At 72.1% G+C, this 19,548-nt stretch carries 18 protein-coding genes and 1 pseudogene; 5 read left to right on the plus strand and 14 right to left on the minus strand.

The window, feature by feature from the left end; genetic code table 11:
- Positions 1-61: 61 nt before the first annotated feature.
- Positions 62-850, minus strand: coding sequence for an enoyl-CoA hydratase family protein (locus JFN87_RS24480; RefSeq protein WP_209343239.1), 789 nt, complete (start codon positions 848-850; stop codon positions 62-64).
- 160 nt (positions 851-1,010) lie between these two features.
- Positions 1,011-2,018 (minus strand): EamA family transporter, encoded by a 1,008-nt coding sequence (locus JFN87_RS24485; RefSeq protein ID WP_209343241.1) that lies wholly within the window; start codon positions 2,016-2,018, stop codon positions 1,011-1,013.
- Between the two features lie 255 nt (positions 2,019-2,273).
- Here JFN87_RS24485 and serC point away from each other — a divergent pair, with 255 nt between their 5' ends.
- Positions 2,274-3,392, plus strand: coding sequence for a phosphoserine transaminase (gene serC, locus JFN87_RS24490; protein ID WP_209343242.1), 1,119 nt, complete (start codon positions 2,274-2,276; stop codon positions 3,390-3,392).
- Between the two features lie 86 nt (positions 3,393-3,478).
- Here serC and JFN87_RS24495 read toward each other — a convergent pair whose 3' ends face one another.
- Positions 3,479-4,567, minus strand: coding sequence for a WD40 repeat domain-containing protein (locus JFN87_RS24495; RefSeq protein ID WP_245181048.1), 1,089 nt, complete (start codon positions 4,565-4,567; stop codon positions 3,479-3,481).
- Positions 4,568-4,625: 58 nt separating this feature from the next.
- On the opposite strand from JFN87_RS24495, the gene JFN87_RS24500 reads away from it, so the two are divergent.
- The gene (locus JFN87_RS24500) at positions 4,626-5,408 is read left to right on the plus strand and encodes a GDSL-type esterase/lipase family protein (RefSeq protein ID WP_209343243.1); all 783 of its coding nucleotides are present in this window, start codon (positions 4,626-4,628) and stop codon (positions 5,406-5,408) included.
- Positions 5,409-5,414: 6 nt separating this feature from the next.
- On the opposite strand, the gene JFN87_RS24505 is transcribed toward JFN87_RS24500, so the two are convergent.
- Entirely contained in the window at positions 5,415-6,026 is a 612-nt protein-coding gene (locus tag JFN87_RS24505; protein WP_209343244.1) for a hypothetical protein, read from the minus strand.
- 32 nt (positions 6,027-6,058) lie between these two features.
- On the minus strand, positions 6,059-6,298 hold the full coding sequence (locus tag JFN87_RS24510) for a hypothetical protein (protein ID WP_209343245.1): 240 nt from the start codon (positions 6,296-6,298) through the stop codon (positions 6,059-6,061).
- 119 nt (positions 6,299-6,417) lie between these two features.
- Here JFN87_RS24510 and JFN87_RS24515 point away from each other — a divergent pair, with 119 nt between their 5' ends.
- Positions 6,418-7,407, plus strand: a complete 990-nt coding sequence (locus tag JFN87_RS24515) for an aldo/keto reductase (RefSeq protein ID WP_209343246.1) — start codon at positions 6,418-6,420, stop codon at positions 7,405-7,407.
- A 268-nt stretch (positions 7,408-7,675) separates the two neighbouring features.
- On the opposite strand, the gene thpR is transcribed toward JFN87_RS24515, so the two are convergent.
- From thpR to JFN87_RS24530, 3 genes are all read right to left on the minus strand, one after another.
- Positions 7,676-8,281, minus strand: a complete 606-nt coding sequence (gene thpR / locus JFN87_RS24520) for an RNA 2',3'-cyclic phosphodiesterase (RefSeq protein WP_209343247.1) — start codon at positions 8,279-8,281, stop codon at positions 7,676-7,678.
- 100 nt (positions 8,282-8,381) lie between these two features.
- A complete protein-coding gene (locus tag JFN87_RS24525) occupies positions 8,382-9,956 on the minus strand; it encodes an MFS transporter (protein WP_372449281.1) in 1,575 nt (524 codons plus the stop codon).
- 125 nt (positions 9,957-10,081) lie between these two features.
- The gene (locus JFN87_RS24530) at positions 10,082-10,522 is read right to left on the minus strand and encodes a MarR family winged helix-turn-helix transcriptional regulator (protein ID WP_030898185.1); all 441 of its coding nucleotides are present in this window, start codon (positions 10,520-10,522) and stop codon (positions 10,082-10,084) included.
- Positions 10,523-10,668: 146 nt separating this feature from the next.
- Between JFN87_RS24530 and JFN87_RS24535 the strand changes: the two genes are divergently transcribed.
- Positions 10,669-10,857 carry a ribbon-helix-helix protein, CopG family gene (locus JFN87_RS24535; protein ID WP_209343248.1) on the plus strand — a complete coding sequence of 63 codons (189 nt, stop codon included), beginning with the start codon at positions 10,669-10,671 and terminating at the stop codon, positions 10,855-10,857.
- 96 nt (positions 10,858-10,953) lie between these two features.
- Here the strand turns inward: JFN87_RS24535 and JFN87_RS24540 are convergent, their stop codons facing one another.
- Positions 10,954-12,408, minus strand: a complete 1,455-nt coding sequence (locus JFN87_RS24540; protein ID WP_209343250.1) for an NCS2 family permease — start codon at positions 12,406-12,408, stop codon at positions 10,954-10,956.
- Between the two features lie 271 nt (positions 12,409-12,679).
- On the opposite strand from JFN87_RS24540, the gene JFN87_RS24545 reads away from it, so the two are divergent.
- Positions 12,680-13,006 carry a DUF2530 domain-containing protein gene (locus tag JFN87_RS24545; RefSeq protein ID WP_209343251.1) on the plus strand — a complete coding sequence of 109 codons (327 nt, stop codon included), beginning with the start codon at positions 12,680-12,682 and terminating at the stop codon, positions 13,004-13,006.
- Positions 13,007-13,065: 59 nt separating this feature from the next.
- Here the strand turns inward: JFN87_RS24545 and JFN87_RS33845 are convergent, their stop codons facing one another.
- The 5 genes and pseudogenes from JFN87_RS33845 to JFN87_RS24570 all read right to left on the minus strand — a co-directional run.
- Positions 13,066-14,019 (minus strand): S41 family peptidase, encoded by a 954-nt coding sequence (locus JFN87_RS33845; RefSeq protein WP_209343253.1) that lies wholly within the window; start codon positions 14,017-14,019, stop codon positions 13,066-13,068.
- A gap of 46 nt (positions 14,020-14,065) precedes the next feature.
- The gene (locus JFN87_RS24555; protein ID WP_209343256.1) at positions 14,066-14,560 is read right to left on the minus strand and encodes a hypothetical protein; all 495 of its coding nucleotides are present in this window, start codon (positions 14,558-14,560) and stop codon (positions 14,066-14,068) included.
- A 799-nt stretch (positions 14,561-15,359) separates the two neighbouring features.
- Positions 15,360-15,815: a GNAT family N-acetyltransferase gene (locus tag JFN87_RS24560; protein ID WP_209343258.1), complete on the minus strand. Its 456-nt coding sequence runs from the start codon at positions 15,813-15,815 to the stop codon at positions 15,360-15,362.
- Positions 15,816-15,990: 175 nt separating this feature from the next.
- A complete protein-coding gene (locus JFN87_RS24565) occupies positions 15,991-19,191 on the minus strand; it encodes a sacsin N-terminal ATP-binding-like domain-containing protein (protein WP_209343259.1) in 3,201 nt (1,066 codons plus the stop codon).
- A pseudogene (locus JFN87_RS24570) lies at positions 19,188-19,548 on the minus strand (hypothetical protein); the annotation flags it as partial. The pseudogene JFN87_RS24570 and the gene JFN87_RS24565, both read right to left, overlap by 4 nt.

Consider the following 19,548-nt stretch of genomic DNA (forward strand, 5'->3'; position numbering starts at 1 on the left):
CGGGGCCGGGCCGGGCGCGGCGCGTGGGGCGGGCGCCCCGGGGCCCGCGGCGGGCATGCCGTTACCGCACCCACGCCGGGTCGCGGCGTTCCATGAACGCCGCGATCCCCTCCCGCGCCTCCGCCGTCGTGAAGTACGACGCCGACCGCTGCACCAGGTCCTCCGCATGCCGGTCGAAGTGTTCGAGCACCTCCGCCGTGAGGAGCTTCTTCGCCTCGGCGAGCCCGCGGGGCGACGCGCGGCGCAGGCCGTCGACGAGGGGCGCGAGCGCCTCGTCGACGTCGTCGCCCACCGCGGTGAGCAGGCCCGCGGCCTGCGCCGCGGCCGCGTCGAAGCGCTCCCCCGTCAGGTAGTAGCGGGACGCGGCGCGCGGATCGATCCGCGGCAGCAGCGGCATCGAGATCATCGCGGGCGCGACGCCGATACGGACCTCCGTGAACGCGAAGTCGGATCCTCGGTCGGCGACCGCCATGTCGCACGCCCCGACAAGCCCGATGCCGCCCGCGCGCACATGGCCGCTGACCCGCGCCACCACCGGCTTCGGCAGCTCGACGAGTTGCCGCATGAGCGCGACGAACGTGTACGGGTTCGCCGGGTTCTTGAGGTCCGCGCCCGCGCTGAACGTCGTCCCCGCGTGCGTCAGCACCACGGCGCGTACGGCCGGGTCCTGGGCGCACCGGGAGAGCGCGTCGGCCAGCTCCCTCACCAGGCGCGCCGACAGCGCGTTGCGGTTCGCGGGCGAGTCGAGGGTCAGCGTCGTGATGCCGCGCTCGTGTGCGGAGGTGACGGCAGGCCCGCCGGGATCCGCCGGCCCGGCGCCCGTGCCCCGTGCTGTCGAATGTCCCGCCACGTGATCTTCCTTCCCTCTCGTCGGCTGCCCCGGCCGGCTTCCCCGGTCGGCTCCGGGCTCCGAGCCCTGGGGGACGGGGCCGGGAGACGCACAATGTATGCCCTCCCGGCCGCGTTCTCAGAGGGGTTGGAACGGGCGCGCCGCCGCGCTCGGCCGCCGCTCAGTTCCCCAGGGTCTTGAACTGCGTGCGGATCGCGCCGACGCTCGCGCCGATCACGAGCGCGATGGCGACGGCGTCCACCAGGGAGACCGCCTGGTGGAGGACGAGGAAGCCGGCGGTCGCCGCGATGGCGGGTTCGAGGCTCATCAGGACGGAGAACGTGGCGGCGGGCAGCCGCCGCAGCGCCAGCAGTTCGAAGGTGTACGGGAGGACGGACGACATCACGGCGACGCCGAACGCCAGCCCGACCGTCGTGGGCGACAGCATCGCGGAGCCGCTGTCGACGATGCCGAACGGCAGCGCGAGCACCGCGCCGAACGCCATCGCGAGGGCGAGCCCGTCGGCCTGCGGGAAGCGGCGGCCGGTGCGCGCGCTGAAGACGATGTACGTGCCCCACATGACCGCGGCGGCGAGCCCGAAGGCGATCCCGACGGGGTCGAGCGGCCCGATGCCGCCGCCCGCGACCCCGCTGAGCAGAACAACGCCGGCGAGCGCGCAGACGGCCCACACCACGTTGACGAGCCGCCGCGACGCGATCACGGAGAGGGCCAGCGGGCCGAGCACCTCCAGGGTCACGCCGGCGCCGAGCGGGATGCGGTCGACGGCCTCGTAGAAGCAGCCGTTCATCGCGGCCAGCACGGCGCCGAAGACCAGCACGGTCGTCCAGTCGGCGCGCGAGTGCCCGCGCAGGGACGGGCGGCACACCGCGAGCAGCACGAGCGCCGCGAGTACGAGTCGCAGGGCGACGATGCCGAGCACGCCCGTCCTGCCCATGAGGGACACCGCGAGCGCGGCGCCGAACTGGACGGACACGCACCCGGAGACCACGAGTCCGAGCGCGCCGTACGACTGCCGGTGCCCGCCGCCTCGTCCGCCGCGCGGGCCGGCGGGCTCCACGGCGGGACCGGCCGCTGCCGAGACTGCCGCTGCGGGCCCGGCCGCAGCGGCCGACGACGCATCCACCGAAAACCTCCGACGACGTACAGACGACGTACCAGCGCAGTACATTGCGTTGAACGAGAAGTCCAATGTACTGCCCACAGGCAAGCCCGCAGGACCCCCGTATGCACCCCCGGGAGCGCCACCGGGAGCGCCACCGGAGCGAGCCGCTGCCGCTTACACGGTCGGGTGATGTCCGTGGCAGGCCACAGCGTCACCGTACCGGCCGTCCGCGCCGCTCCGGGGGCCCCGCACCCGTCCCGCCCGCATCTCATCCGACGGACACGATCTACCCCCCTGCGCCCGAAGGACTACGCTCCGCTCGTGGCCGACATTCAGATTCCCGCTGACATCAAGCCCGCCGACGGCCGATTCGGCTCGGGCCCCTCCAAGGTGCGCACGGAAGCGGTCGACGCACTGGCCGCCACCGGCACGTCCCTCCTCGGCACGTCCCACCGCCAGGCCCCCGTCAAGAACCTCGTCGGTGAGGTGCGCGACGGCGTCAGGAGCCTCTTCTCGCTGCCCGACGGGTACGAGGTCATCCTCGGCAACGGCGGCTCCACAGCCTTCTGGGACGTCGCGACCCACGGGCTCATCGAGAACAAGTCGCAGCACCTCACGTTCGGCGAGTTCTCGTCCAAGTTCGCCAAGGCGGCCAAGCTCGCGCCCTGGCTGGCCGAGCCCACCGTCGTCTCCGCCGACCCGGGTACGCACCCCGAGCCCACGGCCGAGCAGGGCGTGGACGTCTACGCGCTGACCCACAACGAGACGTCCACGGGCGTCGCCGCGCCGATCAAGCGCGTGCCGGGCGGCGACGACGGCTCGCTCGTCCTCGTGGACGCCACGTCCGGCGCCGGCGGCCTGCCGGTGGACATCACGCAGACCGACGTCTACTACTTCGCGCCGCAGAAGTCGTTCGCGTCCGACGGCGGCCTGTGGGTCGGCGTCTTCTCGCCCGCCGCGCTGGAGCGCGCCGCACGCGTGCACGGCTCCGGCCGCCACGTGCCGGAGTTCTTCTCGCTGCCGACGGCGATCGACAACTCGCTGAAGAACCAGACGTACAACACCCCCGCGCTCGCGACCCTCTTCCTGCTGAACGAGCAGCTGAAGTGGATCAACGGCCAGGGCGGCCTCGACTGGTCCACCCGTCGCACCGCCACCTCCGCCCGCAACCTCTACGGCTGGGCCGAGGCGTCCAAGCACGCGACGCCGTTCGTCACCGACCCGGCGAAGCGCTCTGCGGTCGTCGGCACCATCGACTTCTCCGACGACATCGACGCCTCCGCCATCGCCAAGGCGCTGCGCGCCAACGGGATCGTGGACACCGAGCCGTACCGCAAGCTCGGCCGCAACCAGCTGCGCGTCGCGATGTTCCCGGCCGTCGACCCGGCGGACGTCGAGGCGCTGACCGCGTGCATCGACTACGTCGTCGAGCGCCTCTGACCCACGGCGCGAGCCGCCCGAGGGCCCGGCACCGGCGATTCACCGTCGGCGGTGCCGGGCCCTCGGCGTTCCCGCCACGTCCGGTACTACCTGTGCTTACGTCGCGACGAGCGCCGCCGCCGCTTGAAGCCGAAGAACAGCAGCAGCACGACGAGCACCACGGCCGCGCCCACGACCGCGTTCCCCTTGGACGACATGCCGCCGGAGCCGGACGCCGTGCGGTTCTCCGTGCGCCCAGGACTCGTGAGGCTCCCGCCCTTCGACGCCGTGTCCGTCCCCTTGAGGTCCACACGCTGCACGCGGCTGTCCTTGCCCTCGTAGCCGAACATGAGGGCCTTGCCGTCCCTCGTGTACGTCACCGACTCCGACTGCCCCTGGAGCGGCGCGTCCACAGAGAACTTCGCGCCGAGGCGCCCGTGTTGCCACTGGTACCCGTAGGCCCCGAGGTACGAGCGCAGTACCAGCTGCTTCCCGTCGGGCGAGAACGCTCCGTCCGTGACCCACGGGACGTCGCCGATCCGCCGGAAGATGTTCGTGCCGGACGAGGTGAGGTGGGCGGGGCCCTCGTACAGCCCGCCGCCGTCCTCGTTCTTCGACGCGATGTACACGCGTCCGGTGTTGGGGTCGACCATCAGCGACTCGGCGTTCCTCGGGCCGTCCGCGTACTTCACCGTGAACTGCGTGGCGTCCACCGTCTGGTCGCCGAGGTGTTTCGGCTCGTGGAAACGGTAGATCCACACGTGGTCCCAGGAGCCGCCCAGGTTGTCGCCGATGTCGCCCACGTACACGTCGTCGTCGGGGCCGACGGAGATCGCCTCGACGTCGCGCGGGGTGCCGACGCCGCGCATGGTGATCCGGGCCACGGTCTCGCCCGTCCTCGAATCGACGGCGTAGACGTACGGGCCGTCGCCGCTGTCGTTGTGCGTCCAGTAGATGCCGGGGTGGATGTGGCTCGCGGCGAGTCCGCTGGACTCCGTGATGCGCGGGTCCTTGATCGTGAAGCTCTGGTCGGCGGCGCCGCCGACCGCGAACGCCGGTGCCGCCGGGGCCAGTACGACCGTGGAGGCGGCCGTCAGGGCGGCGGCCACCGCGAGGGCGAGGGCCGCGGCCGCGCGGCGGAGCCGGGACGGCGGGCGCGAAGGGCGCGGCGGGTGCGGCAGGCGGCGGAGGCGCATGCGCACAGCCTGCCATCCCCGGTCACGGCGCCGTGAGGCGCACGGGGATGATGATCCGATGCGCTTCATGTTCGTCGGCGACTCCATGACCGTCGGCCGCACCCGCGACCTCACCTGGCGGCACTGGATGGCACGGCACCTGCTCCACTGCCGCAGCTGCGTCGCGGGCGGCGAGAGGCCCGCCGAGGTGGCGGCCGAGGTAGCCGCCGATTCGGCCGCCGAGGTGGTCGGCCCCTGGACGGGGCAGTACGAGGCGACGGGGATCGCGCAGGCGGGTTCCGTTGGTGGCAACGCGCCGCACCTCGCCGCGTGGGGCGAGGGCTGGCTCCACATGGCGGGCCGTGTGCGCGCCGCCGTGCGCGACCACCGGCCGGACGTCCTGCTCGTCTCCCTCGGCCTGATCGACCTTGGCTTCTACACGAACAGTGCGCAGACCATCGGGAACGTGCGGCGGTTCGTCGACGAGGCGCGGGCCGCCGACGCGCGGATACGGGCCGTGGTGCTGCCCGTCGTCCCCAATGTACGGGCGGAGACGGACGCCTCGTTCGCGGCCGAGGTCGAGCGCTTCAACGGTCTGCTTGCCGCCACGCTCGGCGAACTCAGCTCCCCCGACTCGCCGTTGCTCCTCGCGGCGCCCCCGACCGCGCCGCCCGTCTCGTACGACATAGGCCGCGACACGTACGACGGCACGCACCCCTCGCCCTCGGGCGAACGCAAGCTGGCCGCCGCCTTCGCCCACGCCCTGCACGGCGCTCGGGCCACGGCCCCGGCCCGGGCCGCGGTCCCGGCCCCGGCCGGCCTGCCCCCGGTCGGACTGCTGGCGGGCGCCGACAGCGCGTAGCTCCCGTCACGCGTCCCGTACGGCCGCCGCGAGCGCGCGGTGCGCGTCCGCCGGCCTGTCCGCCGACAGGTGCAGGCGCCGCACGGTCAGCGAGGAGCCGTCGGCCCTGCGCAGCTCGGCCGGTTCCGCCAGCTCCACCACCAGGTCCGCCGTGCCCGCCACCGTGCACACCACGGAACCGTCACGGCCCGGCACCGGGCGTATGCCGCGCCCCGGCGCGGTCACCCACTCGCGGCCCACGGACGCGACGGCGGTCAGCGGCAGTGTGATCTCGTCGAACAGCCCGGCGCGCACGATGAGTTCACCCGACGGCGTCACGCGGTGCGGGTTGCGTTTGGTGAGCGCGGTGAAGGCCACGCACGCGTCGACGACCAGCGCCATCCACACGAAGTGGTACGGCTGCCAGGCCGGCGGCAGCATCGAGACGTCCATCAGGCCCTCGGTGAACAACTCGCCCCCGACGACCAGGAACACCGTCGTGCGCAGCGCCGACGAGTGCGCCACCGTGACGTCCGCGGTACGCACGGCGGGCCGTCGGCCCCACCACCCCGCGAGGTCCCCCACCAGGCGGCGCAGCGCCCGCTCCCGTCCGCCCGCGACCAGCACCGCATCCGCCACGCCCGTCCCCCTCTTCCCTCTTCCGCCGTCTACTACTGCTTACGCGCCGCGCCCCGGCTTGGCGCGGACGGTGTTCCCGCCCCGCACTCCTCGCAGGGCCGCTGCGCGCCCGCGTCGCCCCTGACCTGGCCGCACTCCGGGCAGACGAGCTCCAGCATGCAGGCGGGCTCGCCGCCGGCGTCGTCCGCGTGGCCGCCGTCCGCCGTGTTGCCGCGCTCGTCGCGCTCGTCGCGCTCGTGGCGCTCATCGCGCTGGTGGCGCTCGTCCATCACGACCCCGCTCTCCCGTGCCCGTACGGCACCGCCCCTCGCAGCCTACGGCGACCCGGCGCCCCGGCACACGGGCGAACGCGCTCTTGCCTTGAGTCCGCTCCAACGCGTTGGCTGGAACCATGAAGTACACGCAGCTCGGACGCACGGGCCTCGAGGTCAGCCGCATCGTCCTCGGGACCATGAACTTCGGCCCCCTCACCAACGAGGCCGACAGCCACACGATCATGGACGCCGCCCTGGACGCGGGCGTGAACTATTTCGACACGGCCAACGTCTACGGCTGGGGCGAGAACAAGGGCCGCACCGAGGAGATCATCGGCACCTGGTTCGCGAAGGGCGGCGACCGGCGCGACAAGGTCGTCCTCGCGACCAAGGTCAACGGCAACATGGCGGGGAACGGCACGCCCTGGCCGAACCACCACAAGCTGTCGGCCGTCAACATCCGCCGGGCGGTCGAGGCGAGCCTCAAGCGGCTCCAGACCGACTACATCGACATCTACCAGTTCCACCACGTGGACCGGAACACACCGTTCGAGGAGATCTGGCAGGCCATCGAGGTCCTGATCCAGCAGGGCAAGATCCTCTACGCGGGCTCGTCCAACTTCCCCGGCTACAAGATCGCGCAGGCCAACGAGGCCGCCAGGCAGCGCGGCAAGGTCGGGCTCGTCAGCGAGCAGTGCCTGTACAACCTGATCGAGCGCCGCGCCGAGATGGAGGTCATCCCGGCCGCGCGCGAGTACGGCCTCGGCGTGATCCCGTGGTCGCCGCTGCAGAGCGGACTGCTCGGCGGCGTGCTCCGCAAGGAGCGCGAGCGCGGCGGCGAGGGCGGCCGCTCCCTGAGCCGCCTCAAGGACTCGCCCGCCCTGCGCGAGAAGGTGCAGGCGTACGAGGACCTGCTCGGCAAGCACGGCATCGAGCCGGGCGAGGCGGCGCTCGCGTGGCTGCTGACCCGTCCCGGGGTCACAGGACCGATCGTCGGCCCGCGCACCATGGAGCAGCTGGAGTCCGGGCTGCGCGCCGTGGACCTCGAGCTCTCGGCCGAGGTCCTGGAGAGCCTGGACGAGATCTTCCCCGGGCCCGGCCCGTCGCCCGAGGCGTTCGCCTGGTAGTGCGCACGGCGTTCCACGCCTGACGCGATCACGCGTGACGCGATGGGGCGGGGCGGCAGCCTGGTGGTCTGCCGTCCCGCCCCATCTGTCACATCGCCTGCGAAAAGGCCTTCACCCCGTCCAACGAGCGGGGGGCGCGTTTCGCTCCCGGTGGCCGCTTTCGGCCTCGGCCTCAGTGCAGCGCGGCCGTCACCGCGACGATCGCGAAGAGCAGCAGCAGCACACCGGCCATGATCCGGTTCCGGGTATTCGGGTCCACGCTTCGAGATTAACGGCCCCGCCCGAGCGGCCACCGGCCGAGGGTCTCGTACCGGGGTCCTTCGCCCGGCGTCCGGCCGTCCGGCAGGTGGCTGCGGACGAGGCACACCTCGCCCACCTGCCAGGTCGTGCTCTCGACGGGCTCCAGAGCCGCCACGTACGGCCGCAGGTCCGCTCCCCCGCGGCCGCCGCGTGCCCGTGCGAGCGTCAGGTGCGGGTGGAAGGCGCGGTGGCCGCCCGCCGTCTCGTCCCCTGTCCCTGCCCCTGCCCCTGCCCCGGCGCGGCGGGCCGCGGCCGACGCGCGCTCGGCCAGCCGCCGCAGCTCGGGGATGCCACCCGCCGCGCCCGCCCACAGGGTCGTGGCGCCGAACCGGCCGCCGCCGCTGATCCGCAGCGGGAACGGCTCGCAGCGCCGGGCCGCGCGCGCCAGCCGTTCGTCGAGCGCGGGGAGCACGCCGCCGTCGACCTCCCCGAGGAAGGCGAGCGTGAAGTGCCAGGAGGCGCGCCCCGTCCATCGCAGGCCGCCGGCGCCCGGCAGCTCACGCAGCGGCGCGACGGCGCGCGCCAGGACCGCCACGGCGTCGTCGGGCGGCAGCACGGCCACGAAGAGTCTCACGCCCTCCACCCAAGCAGAGGCCGCGAGGGTGCGGCGTGTGAGCGCGGAGCCGCGTGTGAGCCTGCGGCCGCGCGCCGGGCGGGGCCGCGCGGCCGCCCCGTCAGGCCGCTGAGGCCAGCTCGCCCTCCGCGCGGCTGCCGGGGCGCGGCACGAGCTCCACGTACGGCATGCCGTTGCGCAGGCCCATCTTCGGCCGCACCCCTATCACCCGTACCAGCACGAACCCGATCGCCAGCGCCGCGATCAGCGTGACCGCGCCACCCGAAGCGAAGCCGACGCGCGCGCCGAACGTGTCCGTCACCCAGCCGAGCAGCGGGCCGCCGATCGGGGTGCCGCCGACGAACACCATCATGTAGAGGCTCATCACACGGCCGCGCATCGCGGGCTCGGCGGCCATCTGCACGGTGGTGTTGGCGCTGATGTTGTTCGTCATGCCCATCATCCCGACCGGCACGAGGACCAGGCAGAACAGCCAGACGAACGGCGAGAACGAGACGAGCACCTCCAGCAGGCCGAAGGAGGCCGCCGCGAAGATCAGCAGGCGCAGCCGCGTCGAGCGCCTGCGCGCCGCGAGGAGCGCGCCGATGAGCGAGCCCGCCGCGATGAGGATGTTGAACAGCGAGTACATGCCCGCGCCGCCGTGGAAGACGGTGTTGGCGAAGGCCGTCAGCCAGATCGGGAAGTTGAATCCGAACGTGCCGACGAAGCCGACGAGCACGATCGGCGCGATCAGCTCGGGACGGCCCTTGACGTAGCGCAGGCCCTCTCTGAGCTGGCCCTTGCCGCGCTTGACGGTGTGCCCCTTCTGCAGCTCGCCGGGGCGCATCAGGGTGAGGCCCACGAGGGGTGCGATGAAGGAGAGGCCGTTGAAGAGGAAGGCGTAGCCGCTGCCGATCGACGTGATCAGCACACCGGCGACGGCGGGCCCCACGAGGCGCGCGGTCTGGAAGTTGGCCGAGTTCAGACTGACCGCGTTGCGCACCTGCTTCGGCCCGACCATCTCGGAGACGAAGGACTGGCGCGTGGGGTTGTCCACGACCGTCACGACGCCGACGAAGAACGCGATGAGGTAGACGTGCCAGACCTGCACATGGCCGGAGAGCGTCAGCGCGGCCAGGACGACGCCGAAGAAGCCCATGGAGCCCTGGGTGACGAGCAGCAACCTGCGCTTGGGGTAGCGGTCGACGATCACGCCGCCGTACAGGCCGAACAGCAGCATCGGCAGGAACTGGAGGGCCGTCGTGATGCCGACGGCGGCCGATGAGTGGGTGAGGCTGAGGACCAGCCAGTCCTGGGTGACCCGGGACATCCAGGTACCGATGTTGGAGACGACGGCGCCCGTCGCGAACAACCGGTAGTTGCGGATCTTCAGGGACGAGAACATGCTGCCGGTCGCGGCCGCGTCCGGCAGGGCGCTGCCCGAGCCGTTGGCGCTCTTCGCGGGCTTGCCGGCGTCCTTCGCCCTCTCGGCGGGGGCGGCTGCCGGGGCCGGGGCGGCGGGCGCGCCGGGCCCTGCGGAGGCGAGGGCCTCCGCGGTCTTCTCGACGCTCCCGGCGTCGGTGTTCGTTGCGTCGGTGTCCCCGGCGGCGGGAGCGGGCGTGTTCTTGTGATCGGGGTCGTTGTCGTCGGCGGAGTTCGGTGCGGGGGCGGAGTCTGCTCCGGATCCCGTACTCAAAGTGCGTTCGCCTCCTCAGCGGTGACGCGATGGTGCGGTGACGCCGTCACAGCGGCGTTCTCGGGTGGCACTGGTGGCACAGGTGACGCAAGTGGCACAGGTGGCGCGCGTGCTCACGGATTCGCTCACAGATCGGCGAGCTTCTCGAGGACGGGGGCGGCCGCGCGCAGCTTCGCCCACTCGTCCTCGTCAAGACCCTCGGCGAGAGACGCCAGCCAGACGTTCCGCTTGCGGCGGCTCTCCTCGAGCATCGCCTCGGCCTGCTCGGTCCGGCTGATCACCTTCTGCCGACGGTCCTCGGGGTGCGGATCCAGCCTGACCAGCCCCTTCGCCTCAAGCAGCGCCACGATTCTGGTCATCGACGGCGGCTGGACGTGCTCCTTGCGCGCCAGCTCGCCGGGCGTGGCCGAGCCGCATCGGCGCAGCGTCCCGAGCACCGACATCTCGGTCGGGGTGAGCGACTCGTCCACGCGCTGGTGCTTGAGTCGGCGCCCCAGCCGCATGACAGCGGAGCGGAGGGAGTTCACAGCGGCGTCGTCCTCGGCGCCGTGGGACAGGACAGGCATGTATTTAGAATAACTCATTACTCAAGCTAAGTAGTACTACCACGCACCGGATCGCGAGTGTCCTCGCGCACACATTTCACTCGTACGAGTGACGCTGTTCCGGAAAGTGACCCGCAGGTCCGTACCGGGCCCTGACCCTTGTCGGCATGGGATCGACAGTGCTCAGCCTGCGGATCGACGGTGAGCTGCTCGACCGGATCAGGCATCACGCGGAAAGACGGGGGATGAGTGTGCAGGACTACGTCGTGAGAACGCTCGTGCGTGACGACTTCGACGAACGCTTCAAGGCCGCGGTCGACGAGACGGAGAAGTTCTACCGGTCGTCGGCGGGCTGACGAGCCGAACAGGCGGGCGGGCCGTGGCATGCGGAGGCGCCGCCCGCCACGGTCACCGCCACCACCACGGCCACCGCCACCGCCGCCCCGCTCCCGTCAGGTGAGCCCGAAGGCGGGCATCAGGTAGTAGAAGACGAAGACCGCCGACACCACGTACATCGGCACCGGCACCTCCTTCGGCCGTCCCAGCACCAGCCGCAGCACGGTGAAGGAGATGAAGCCCATGCCGATGCCGTTGGTGATCGAGTACGTGAACGGCATCATCACCATCGCCAGGAAGGCGGGGATGGCGATCGACCAGTCGCTCCAGTCGATGTCCTTGATGGCCCCGGCGAGGATCATGAAGCCCACCGCGACCAGCGCGGGCGTCGCCGCCTGCGAGGGCACCATGGTGGCCAGCGGCGTCAGGAAGAGCGACGCGACGAACAGCAGGCCCGTGACGACGGACGCGAGGCCCGTGCGCGCGCCCTCGCCGACGCCGGCCGTCGACTCCACGAAGCAGGTGCCCGCGGACGAGGAGCTGGCGCCGCCGGCCGCGACGCCGATGCCGTCGATGAAGAGGATCTTGTTGATGCCGGGGATCCGGCCCTTCTCATCGGTCAGACCGGCCTTGTCGCCGACGCCGAGCACCGTCCCCATCGCGTCGAAGAACGACGACAGCAGCACGGTGAACACGAACAGCACGCCGGTCAGTATCCCGACCTTGTGGAAGCCCCCGAAGAGGCTGATATGGCCGACTAGGCCGAAGTCGGGGGACGAGACGGGGTTGCCGGGCCACTTCGGCACGGTCAGGCCCCACGACGGCACCTTGGCGACGAAGTTGATGATCATGGCGAGGACCGTCATCGCGACGATCGAGATCAGGATCGCGCCCGGCACCTTGCGCACCAGCAGCGCCAGCGTCAGCAGCACGCCGAGCGCGAAGATCAGCACCGGCCAGCCGTCGAGGCGGCCGTCGCCGCCGAGCTGGAGCGGGACCGTGGTGTCCGCGATGTCCGGGATGCGGGTGACGAACCCGGAGTCGACCAGGCCGATGAACATGATGAAGAGGCCGATGCCGATCGCGATGCCCTTGCGCAGGCCGCCGGGCACGGCGTTCATCACGCGCTCCCGCAGCCCGGTCGCCACCAGCAGCATCACGACGAGGCCCGCGAGCACGACCATGCCCATCGCGTCGGGCCAGCTCATCCGGGGCGCGAGCTGCAGCGCGACGACGGTGTTCACGCCGAGACCGGCGGCGAGCGCGATGGGCACGTTGCCGAAGACGCCCATCAGGAGCGTGGTGAACGCGGCGGTCAGCACGGTGGCCGTCACGAGCTGGCCGCTGTTGAGGTGGTGCCCGTACATGTCCTTCGCGCTGCCGAGGATGATCGGGTTCAGCACGATGATGTAGGCCATCGCGAAGAAGGTGGCGAAGCCGCCCCTGACCTCGCGCGCGATCGAGGAGCCGCGCTCCGCGATCTTGAAGTAGCGGTCGAACCCGTTGCGGGGTCCGCCGAGGGCGGGAGGCTGACCTGCGGTGCCGACCGGAGCGGTGGCCGAGGGGGGCATGCGTGACCTCAGTCGTCGTCAGGGGTGGAGAGCGGGGCGTGTTCGGTCGGACTCGCTGCTCTCTTGGACGTTCGTACGAGCAGATCAGGTCAACGCTCGACCGGAAACTGTTTCAGTATGAACAAAAGAACGTGAAGATCACCATCTCCGCGCGTAGATACCGGTCTCACCAGGCCGGATGGCTTGGAGCCGCCCGCGCGCCGGGCTCGGCGATTCCTACGAACGGCCCACGCCCATTGGGCCCTGGGGGCGCCCGCATAGACTGACGACCATGACCGGTTCCACGGCGACGCCGCAACGCGAGGCACCCGCGCCCCTCGAAGGCCCGATCGTCGCCACCGTCACCGGCGGCACGATCATCTGGTTCGTGATGTTCCTCGCCCAGCTGCCGTTCTACGGCTGGTTCAGCGACCACGGCCACGCCTGGTGGATCTGGACCTGCCTCACGGGCGCGGGCCTGGGCTGCTTCGGCATCTGGTACGTACGCTCACGAGACGCGGCGATCAAGCGCGCGGCGGCGGCGTCCGCCGCGTCGGACGCCCCGGAGCCAGGCGCGCCCGACGCGCCGGCCTCGTCAGGAGACGGCTCCACGCACTGACGCGCGGTCCGGCCGGCCCCGCCCGCCACTCGTTGCCAGTACTCCCTGACGGGCATGTGCTACTGACGACGCCTTGGCGGCGCATCCTGTCGGCGCATCCAGACCAGCGCGGCGCTCAGCGCGGCGTCGTGGTTGTCGTCGTCAAGATGCTGATCCACGGAGATCGGGCCGTTGATGGGGTTCCGGTATTGGTCGGCGTACATGGCTCCGCTGACGTGGAGACGAGTCCCGTCGCGCAAGACGCGAGTCAGATTGCCAGTGGTCAGTCCGGCGGTGGGGGTTCCGATCATCCGTGCTCGCGGTTGCGCGCGAAGGGTCAGGGCGACGACCTCCCCCGCGCTTGCGGTGTGACGTGAGGTGAGCACGGCGATGGGCGTGTGATCGTCAGGCTGACGTGCCACGCGGCTGCGAGCCATTGTCCTGCCGTCCAGCGTGATTCGGCCGCCGTGCGCGGACCAGGCCTGGGCACGGCCGTCGGGCAGGAGAAAGTGCCCGAGAACGCCGTCCGGCAACAACGGCCTGACAACGGCGATCATCGGCCAGGCACGGCCTCCGAGGTCAGCGCGCAGATCCACGATCCATCCACGAGGTCGCGCGGCGATCAGACGCCGCATGACCGTGGTGCCGTCGGCGAGATAGCGCCGAGTGGGCTTGGCGCCCCCGGCCAGCATCGGTATCCGCAAGTAGGCCACGGCAGCTGGTGCGGCGCCGATGAGATGGCCTGTGGGGGTCGTTGGTCCCCAGTTCCTGGCCATCAGGTCACCACGTTGCCGGGAGGAAGCCGACGCGGGCGGTGTCAGGTGGCTATGTCTGCCGCCCGCCTGCTGAAGCAGCGCGAACAGGAAGGAATGGGTGTCGGCGTAGCAGCCGGCGGTGCTCAGCACCTGCCGCGCATCGCGGTCCACGACGTCCCAGTCCACCGCCGAGGAGAACAGGCCGACCTTGCGGATCTCGTGAACCGCACCCATCAGATAGGCATGTAACCGTCGCGTGGACGGCTCGGAACGAGTCACATGCAGCCTCCTCTGTTGCTCCGTCAGGACACCAGGCGAGAAGCGCTCAGCGGCTGGAGGCCAGATCGGTCAGCACACCGGGTGCGATTCCCAGCTGACCGAGTCGGGACAGCAGGGCGGCCTCCTGTTTCCGGGTGACCTCGATCCACAAGGCCGTTCCCGAATCGTTGGCGCTGAAGACCCGCCGACCGGCGCGCCTGCCTTCGGCGTGAATGGTGTAGGGGGCCAGATCCGACAGCACTGCGAACTGCCCGTCGTCTCGTACATCGATGTCGATCCCCATTCCTGGATCGGAGCGCCTCGAACGGGTACCGCGCACGACCTCCTCCCGAGCCAGTGACAGGGCGCGCTCGTACGAGTACAGGACCTCCGGTGGCCAGGCGTCATCGCTGTAGGCATCGATGTGAGCTGTGTCGATGCCCGGACGCAGCACCTGAAGCGCTTCGCGGTGGATACGCACAACGTCCGCAGGACGCGCTCCGTCCGCGAGTACGAACTGACGGGCTGTCGCCTCATCCTGGCTGATCACATGCAGCACCATCCCACAGGTGTTCGGCCGGCTCCAGCATGGAGGGAACGGGGTGCTCCCGGGGCCGTCAGAGTCACGCAGGGGTTGCCGCCGTTCTCTCGGGGGACGCCCGAGCCGACGATGCCGGGGGCGACAAGGCATGGCGAGCGCGAGCACACCCAAGGCCGGCGTTTACGCCGCAGCACTCTCGCTCCTGCTGGTCGCAGGCTGCGGCTACACGGTCCATCCGGGCATGGCACCGGGATCGCCGCCGCCACGCACCCGAGCACCCGTACGGTCCCCCTCCCCACGCCCAGCGGCTTCGTGAAGCGGCTCTCCGACCAGCAGGCGTCCGATGGCGTCAGCCTGCCCTGGCGCTCCCGGGGCGCCGCACCGGCGGCAGGCCGGTCCTTCGGAGCCACCGTGGGCATGGCCCGCTGCACGCGCTTCGAAGGTGTCCATTTCGCTGCCAAGGGCAATGACATCGAAGTAGCCATGATCGGCGCGAAGTCTCCGGAGCCATGCACGAACGAGTGGCGCACGGCTGTCGTGCGGGTGGCTTGGCCCTCCGACATCCCCGGACGTGGCTCCGTCACCCACGCTCCCACCGGCTGAACGCCGTAGCGGGGGAAGACGCCGGTGTCGATGGCCCAGTCGCCCACCTGGGCCTTCGCGCCGCACGGGTAGGTGCGGCTGTAGCCGTAGGCGGGCTTTCCCTCGACCGTGAGGGGCTCCTCCTGGTCGGCGTTTTTCAACTGGGCGGACCGACAGGCCGACTATCGTCGTCCGGCGCGACACGCGACCCATGGTCAAGACCGCGGGCGACATCCTGTCAGAGTGGCCGCGTCATAAACACACTGTTCGGGTCGGGTCGGTAATCCCCGAAGGGCTCGCAGTAATCGAATCCGAACTTCTGGTACAGCTTCCTGGCCGGACGGAAAAACTCGGCCGATCCGGTCTCCAGACTGATCCGGGCAAGGCCCATGCGCTTGGCCTCGGTGAGGATGTGCTCAAGCAGCTGGGATGCGACCCCACTTCGTTTGCACGCCGATGAGGTGCGCATCGACTTCAGCTCTGCGTGACCCGCGTCCAGCTTCTTGATCGCACCGCAACCCACCAACGCGTCACCGTCCAGGGCCGTCCAGAAGGTGACCTTGGGGTTACGGAGTTCGTCGAGATCAAGGGCATGCTTGCTCTCCAGCGCTGTGATGGACCGCATCTCCTGTACGTGCTCTTCGAGGAACTCGGCGATCTGCCGACCGGAGAGATCATCGACGATGATGTTCATACCCCTCGCCTTCTCATCGAGACGTGCCGCGACGGGCATCAAGCCCCCCTAAGCAGCCTTGGCGCTACGGCTACGCCGCCGACGCGCGCGCCCTCGCGCACCGGCTGATCGGCCGCGCGGCAGGCCTGGCGGCGGCGGGGCCGTGGGCCGAAGTGGCCGACGGCCCCGCCGCGGGTCACGCGTCGAACCACCTGGCCCGGGCCAGTTCACTCGTGCGGGTCGGGTCCTCCAGGAGTGCCGCCACCTCGAAGCGGCGCGGCCACTGGCCCGCCGCCCAGGCGAGGCCCGCCGCGACGCCCTCCAGGGTTGCCGCGTGCAGCGTGCCGTCCGCAGTGCGGCGCCAGTCGAGTTCGGTGTCGCCCGCCGGGCCGTGTACGACGAGTTCCTCGTGCTCCAGGTACGTGGCCGGCGCCGACGGGCCGAGGAGGGCGCGGACCGGGTCGGGGACCTCGTGCTCGTCGCCGTCCGACGTGACCTCGCCGAGGCCCGCCGCCGCGATCGACTCGCTCAGCCGCCGCACCTGGAACAGCTCCGCCAGGTCGGCGCAGCGCGCCGGGGACACCGGGAGCAGCGGGGTGCCGTCCGCCAGGGGCAGGAGGTCGGGGACGTCCGCGACGACGGCCTCCGTCGCATCCACGACACGCACCTCGCCGTCCACGACCGCGCGCAACTCCTCCGGCAGCGTCACCTGTTCCGGGTCGAGGTCGGCCAGCGCCGTGTAGAGGGCGTGCAGTTGGGCTGCGCGCACCGGGCGGTCCGGGTCGGCGAGACGGCCGAGCAGTTCGGCCGCGCCGCCCGGTTCCGCGAGCAGCGCGGCCGCCGTCGTGCGCACGCCGAGCGCGCGCAGCACCTCGGCGTCGTCGAAGCCGGTCGCGTCGACCGCGTCGTACAGGCCGTCGAGGAGCGGGTCGCCGCCGGCGGCCCGCAGGCCCGCGGGCCGCCGGCCGTCGAGCACGGGGTGGTCGCGCAGCCACCAGGCCGTGTACGGCCGCACGGTCTCCACCGTGCCGTCGGGCAGGAGGATGCGGACGCGCTGGGTCAGCGCGTCCCGCAGCGGCGGGCGCGCCAGCATGGCGAGCGCGCGCGGCCACGCGTCGTCGTCGACGAGGTCGAGGTCGCGGACGGCGACGATCTCCGTCGCGACGGGCGGCACGGGCGACTCGGGCAGCCGGTCGAGCACGTCCTCGCACCACACGTCCACCGCGTCGAGCAGCCCCGCGTCGTCCGGCTCGGCGAAGTCGCCGCTGCGCGGCTCCAGTTCGTCCGGGTCGAGGACGACGTCCGTGGCGCGTACGAGCGCGAAGCCGGCCAGCACGCCGCAGGCGGCGAGCGGCTGCTCGCCCCACCGCTCGGCCAGGTCGGCGTCCACGAGGGCCAGTTCGTCCTCGCGCATGACCTCGGCGAAGGGGGAGCCCGGCAGCACCAGCTCTCCGGCAGGGGCGAGTTCGCCGTCCTCGTCGGGCAGGGCGAGCGCGCCGAGCCAGGGCTCGTCGCCCGGTTCGAGGCGCGCGTCGCGCACCAGCCGCAGCACCGTCTCCGCCAACTCCTCGGCGCCCGGCGCCGCGCCGTCCTCGTCCCAGACGTCGTCCGCGTCGAGGGACGCGGCGACCGCCGTGCGCACCTGAGGCGTCGTCAGGACAGCGCGTGGCGTGGCGGGCAGCGCGCCCAGCTTCTCCAGCAGTGGGTGCACGGCGTCCGGGTGCGCGACCTTGAGGCCGAGGCGGCCGAGGTCGGCGGGCGGTTCGGTGCCGGGCAGCGGCAGCAGCACCTGGCGGGGGCCGATCGTCGTACGGCCGGACGCCAGCGGTACGGGCAGCCCCGACAGACGGTCCGGATCGACGCCCGCGAGCGACTCGTACAGCCGGTGCCACCACTCGGGCGTGCGGGCGGCGCCCGCGATGCGCTCGATCGCGTCGCCGAGCGGCAGCCGCCCGACGCCGAGCGTGCGCAGTTCGGCGCGGCGCTCGAACCCGCCGGGCAGCAGCGTCGGCAGCACCTCGGCGAGCACCCGCACCGTGTCGGCGCCCGCGCCCTCCACGACCTCCGCCTCGAACGGGCGCAGCGCGCGCAGCTCCTCGGTCGGGACGGCGGGCGCGAGGAACGCGACGCGCGGCAGCCGCTGGAGGATCGCCGCGCGCAGCAGCCCGTCTAGCTCGCCCTTGCCCAGCGGGCCGGGCACCAGGTCGATGATGCCGGTCGAGACGGGCTCCCAGGCAGCCAGCAGCTCCGCGTAGGCGCCGGCGGCCTCGGCGACGAGGAAGTCGGTGAGCGGCCCCGGCGCGGGGTGGCGGCGCGCGGTGTCGAGCGGGAACGACGCGATGAGCAGGGCGGGCACGCCGAGGGGCTCGTCGGTGGGCGTCGGCGCGTGCACGACGGGCGCGGTGCGGGGGCGTGCGGGGGCGCCCGCGCCGTCGTTGCCGTCGCCGTCGGCGGTGTTCTCGACGGGTACCGCCCACGTCACCGACCAGTGCGGGCGCAGCCGCTCCTCGGTGGGCCGGTCGGCGAGCAGGCGCGCGTCCACCGCGCCGTGCCGCCGCACGACCCGCCAGGTGCGGACGTCCGCGCCGTCCTCGATCCGCACGAACGGTCCGTCGTCGACGCGGCGCAGCACGCGCTCGCCGTGCTCGCCGTCGTCGGTGTGGTCTGTGTCGTCGGTGTCGTCGGTGTCCGACTCCACGACCACCTCGTCGAGGCCGGTGAGCGCGAGGAGCAGCGAGTCGTCGATGTCCGCGAGGAGCCGCCGCACGAGGTCGAGCGCGGTCCCGTCGCGCAGCGGCAGGATGACGGCGGTGTCGTAGCCGACGGGCGCCGCGCCTTCGGCGGGCAGCGGGAGGCGCAGCAGCGGCACGTGCCCGTCGCGCCGCCTGATCTCGTCGGCCAGGCCGGTGCTCTGCTCGGCGCTGCTCCGGGCCAGGGCCTGTGCGTCGGTCAGCGACCAGCGCACGCCGCCGGTGCGGCTGACGACGGCGGGTTCGTCGCTGACGGCGAGCACGGCTGCGAAGCCGACGCCGAACCTGCCGACGGCGGTGTCCGCCTCCTCGCGTTTCGCGGACGCGCGCAGCGTGGACAGCGATTCGACGCCGGCGGCGTCGAGCGGTGCCCCGGTGTTGGCGGCGACGAGGACAGGCCCATCGTCGCCGCCGCGCCGCAGCGTCAGCCGCAGCCGGCCGGGCACGCCGGCCCGTGCGGCGGCGTCGGCGGCGTTCTGCGCGAGCTCGACGACCAGGCGATCGCGGTAGCCGCCGAGGGCGAGGTCCTCCTCGGCGTTGGCGTCCTCGCGGAACCTGGCGGGGCTCGCCTCCCAGGAGTCGAGCACCCCGCGCCGCAACCGCGCGGTCCCGAACGGGTCTGCCCCCTCGGTGGTCCTCACGCTCACGATGTGACTCCGCTCTGTGTCCGGCTCTCCGACGAGAACGCGCTTCGCTGTGCGGCCCGAAGGTACCGGCCCCTACCCCGTGACCACACGCCGCACTCCCCGGCGTCGGCGCCGGGCGCTGCGCGAGGGCGCCCCGCCCGGCCCGGGCGCCCGCGTGCGGCCGTCACCCGGTCCAGCCCGTCGCCCGGCTCGGCGCGCTCGTTGACGGCCGGCGGCAGCACGCCGTCCCTGATCGAGAGCAGGGCCGCGGCCAGGTCGAGCGAGCCCGCCGCCGCGAGAAGAATGAGAAAAAAGGAGAAGGGCGCGGTGACCGGCACGGCGCGGGCCCCGAAGACGGCGCGGATCGCCGCCGCCTCC

The organism is Streptomyces montanisoli, from assembly GCF_017813245.1.
Classification (GTDB): domain Bacteria; phylum Actinomycetota; class Actinomycetes; order Streptomycetales; family Streptomycetaceae; genus Streptomyces; species Streptomyces montanisoli.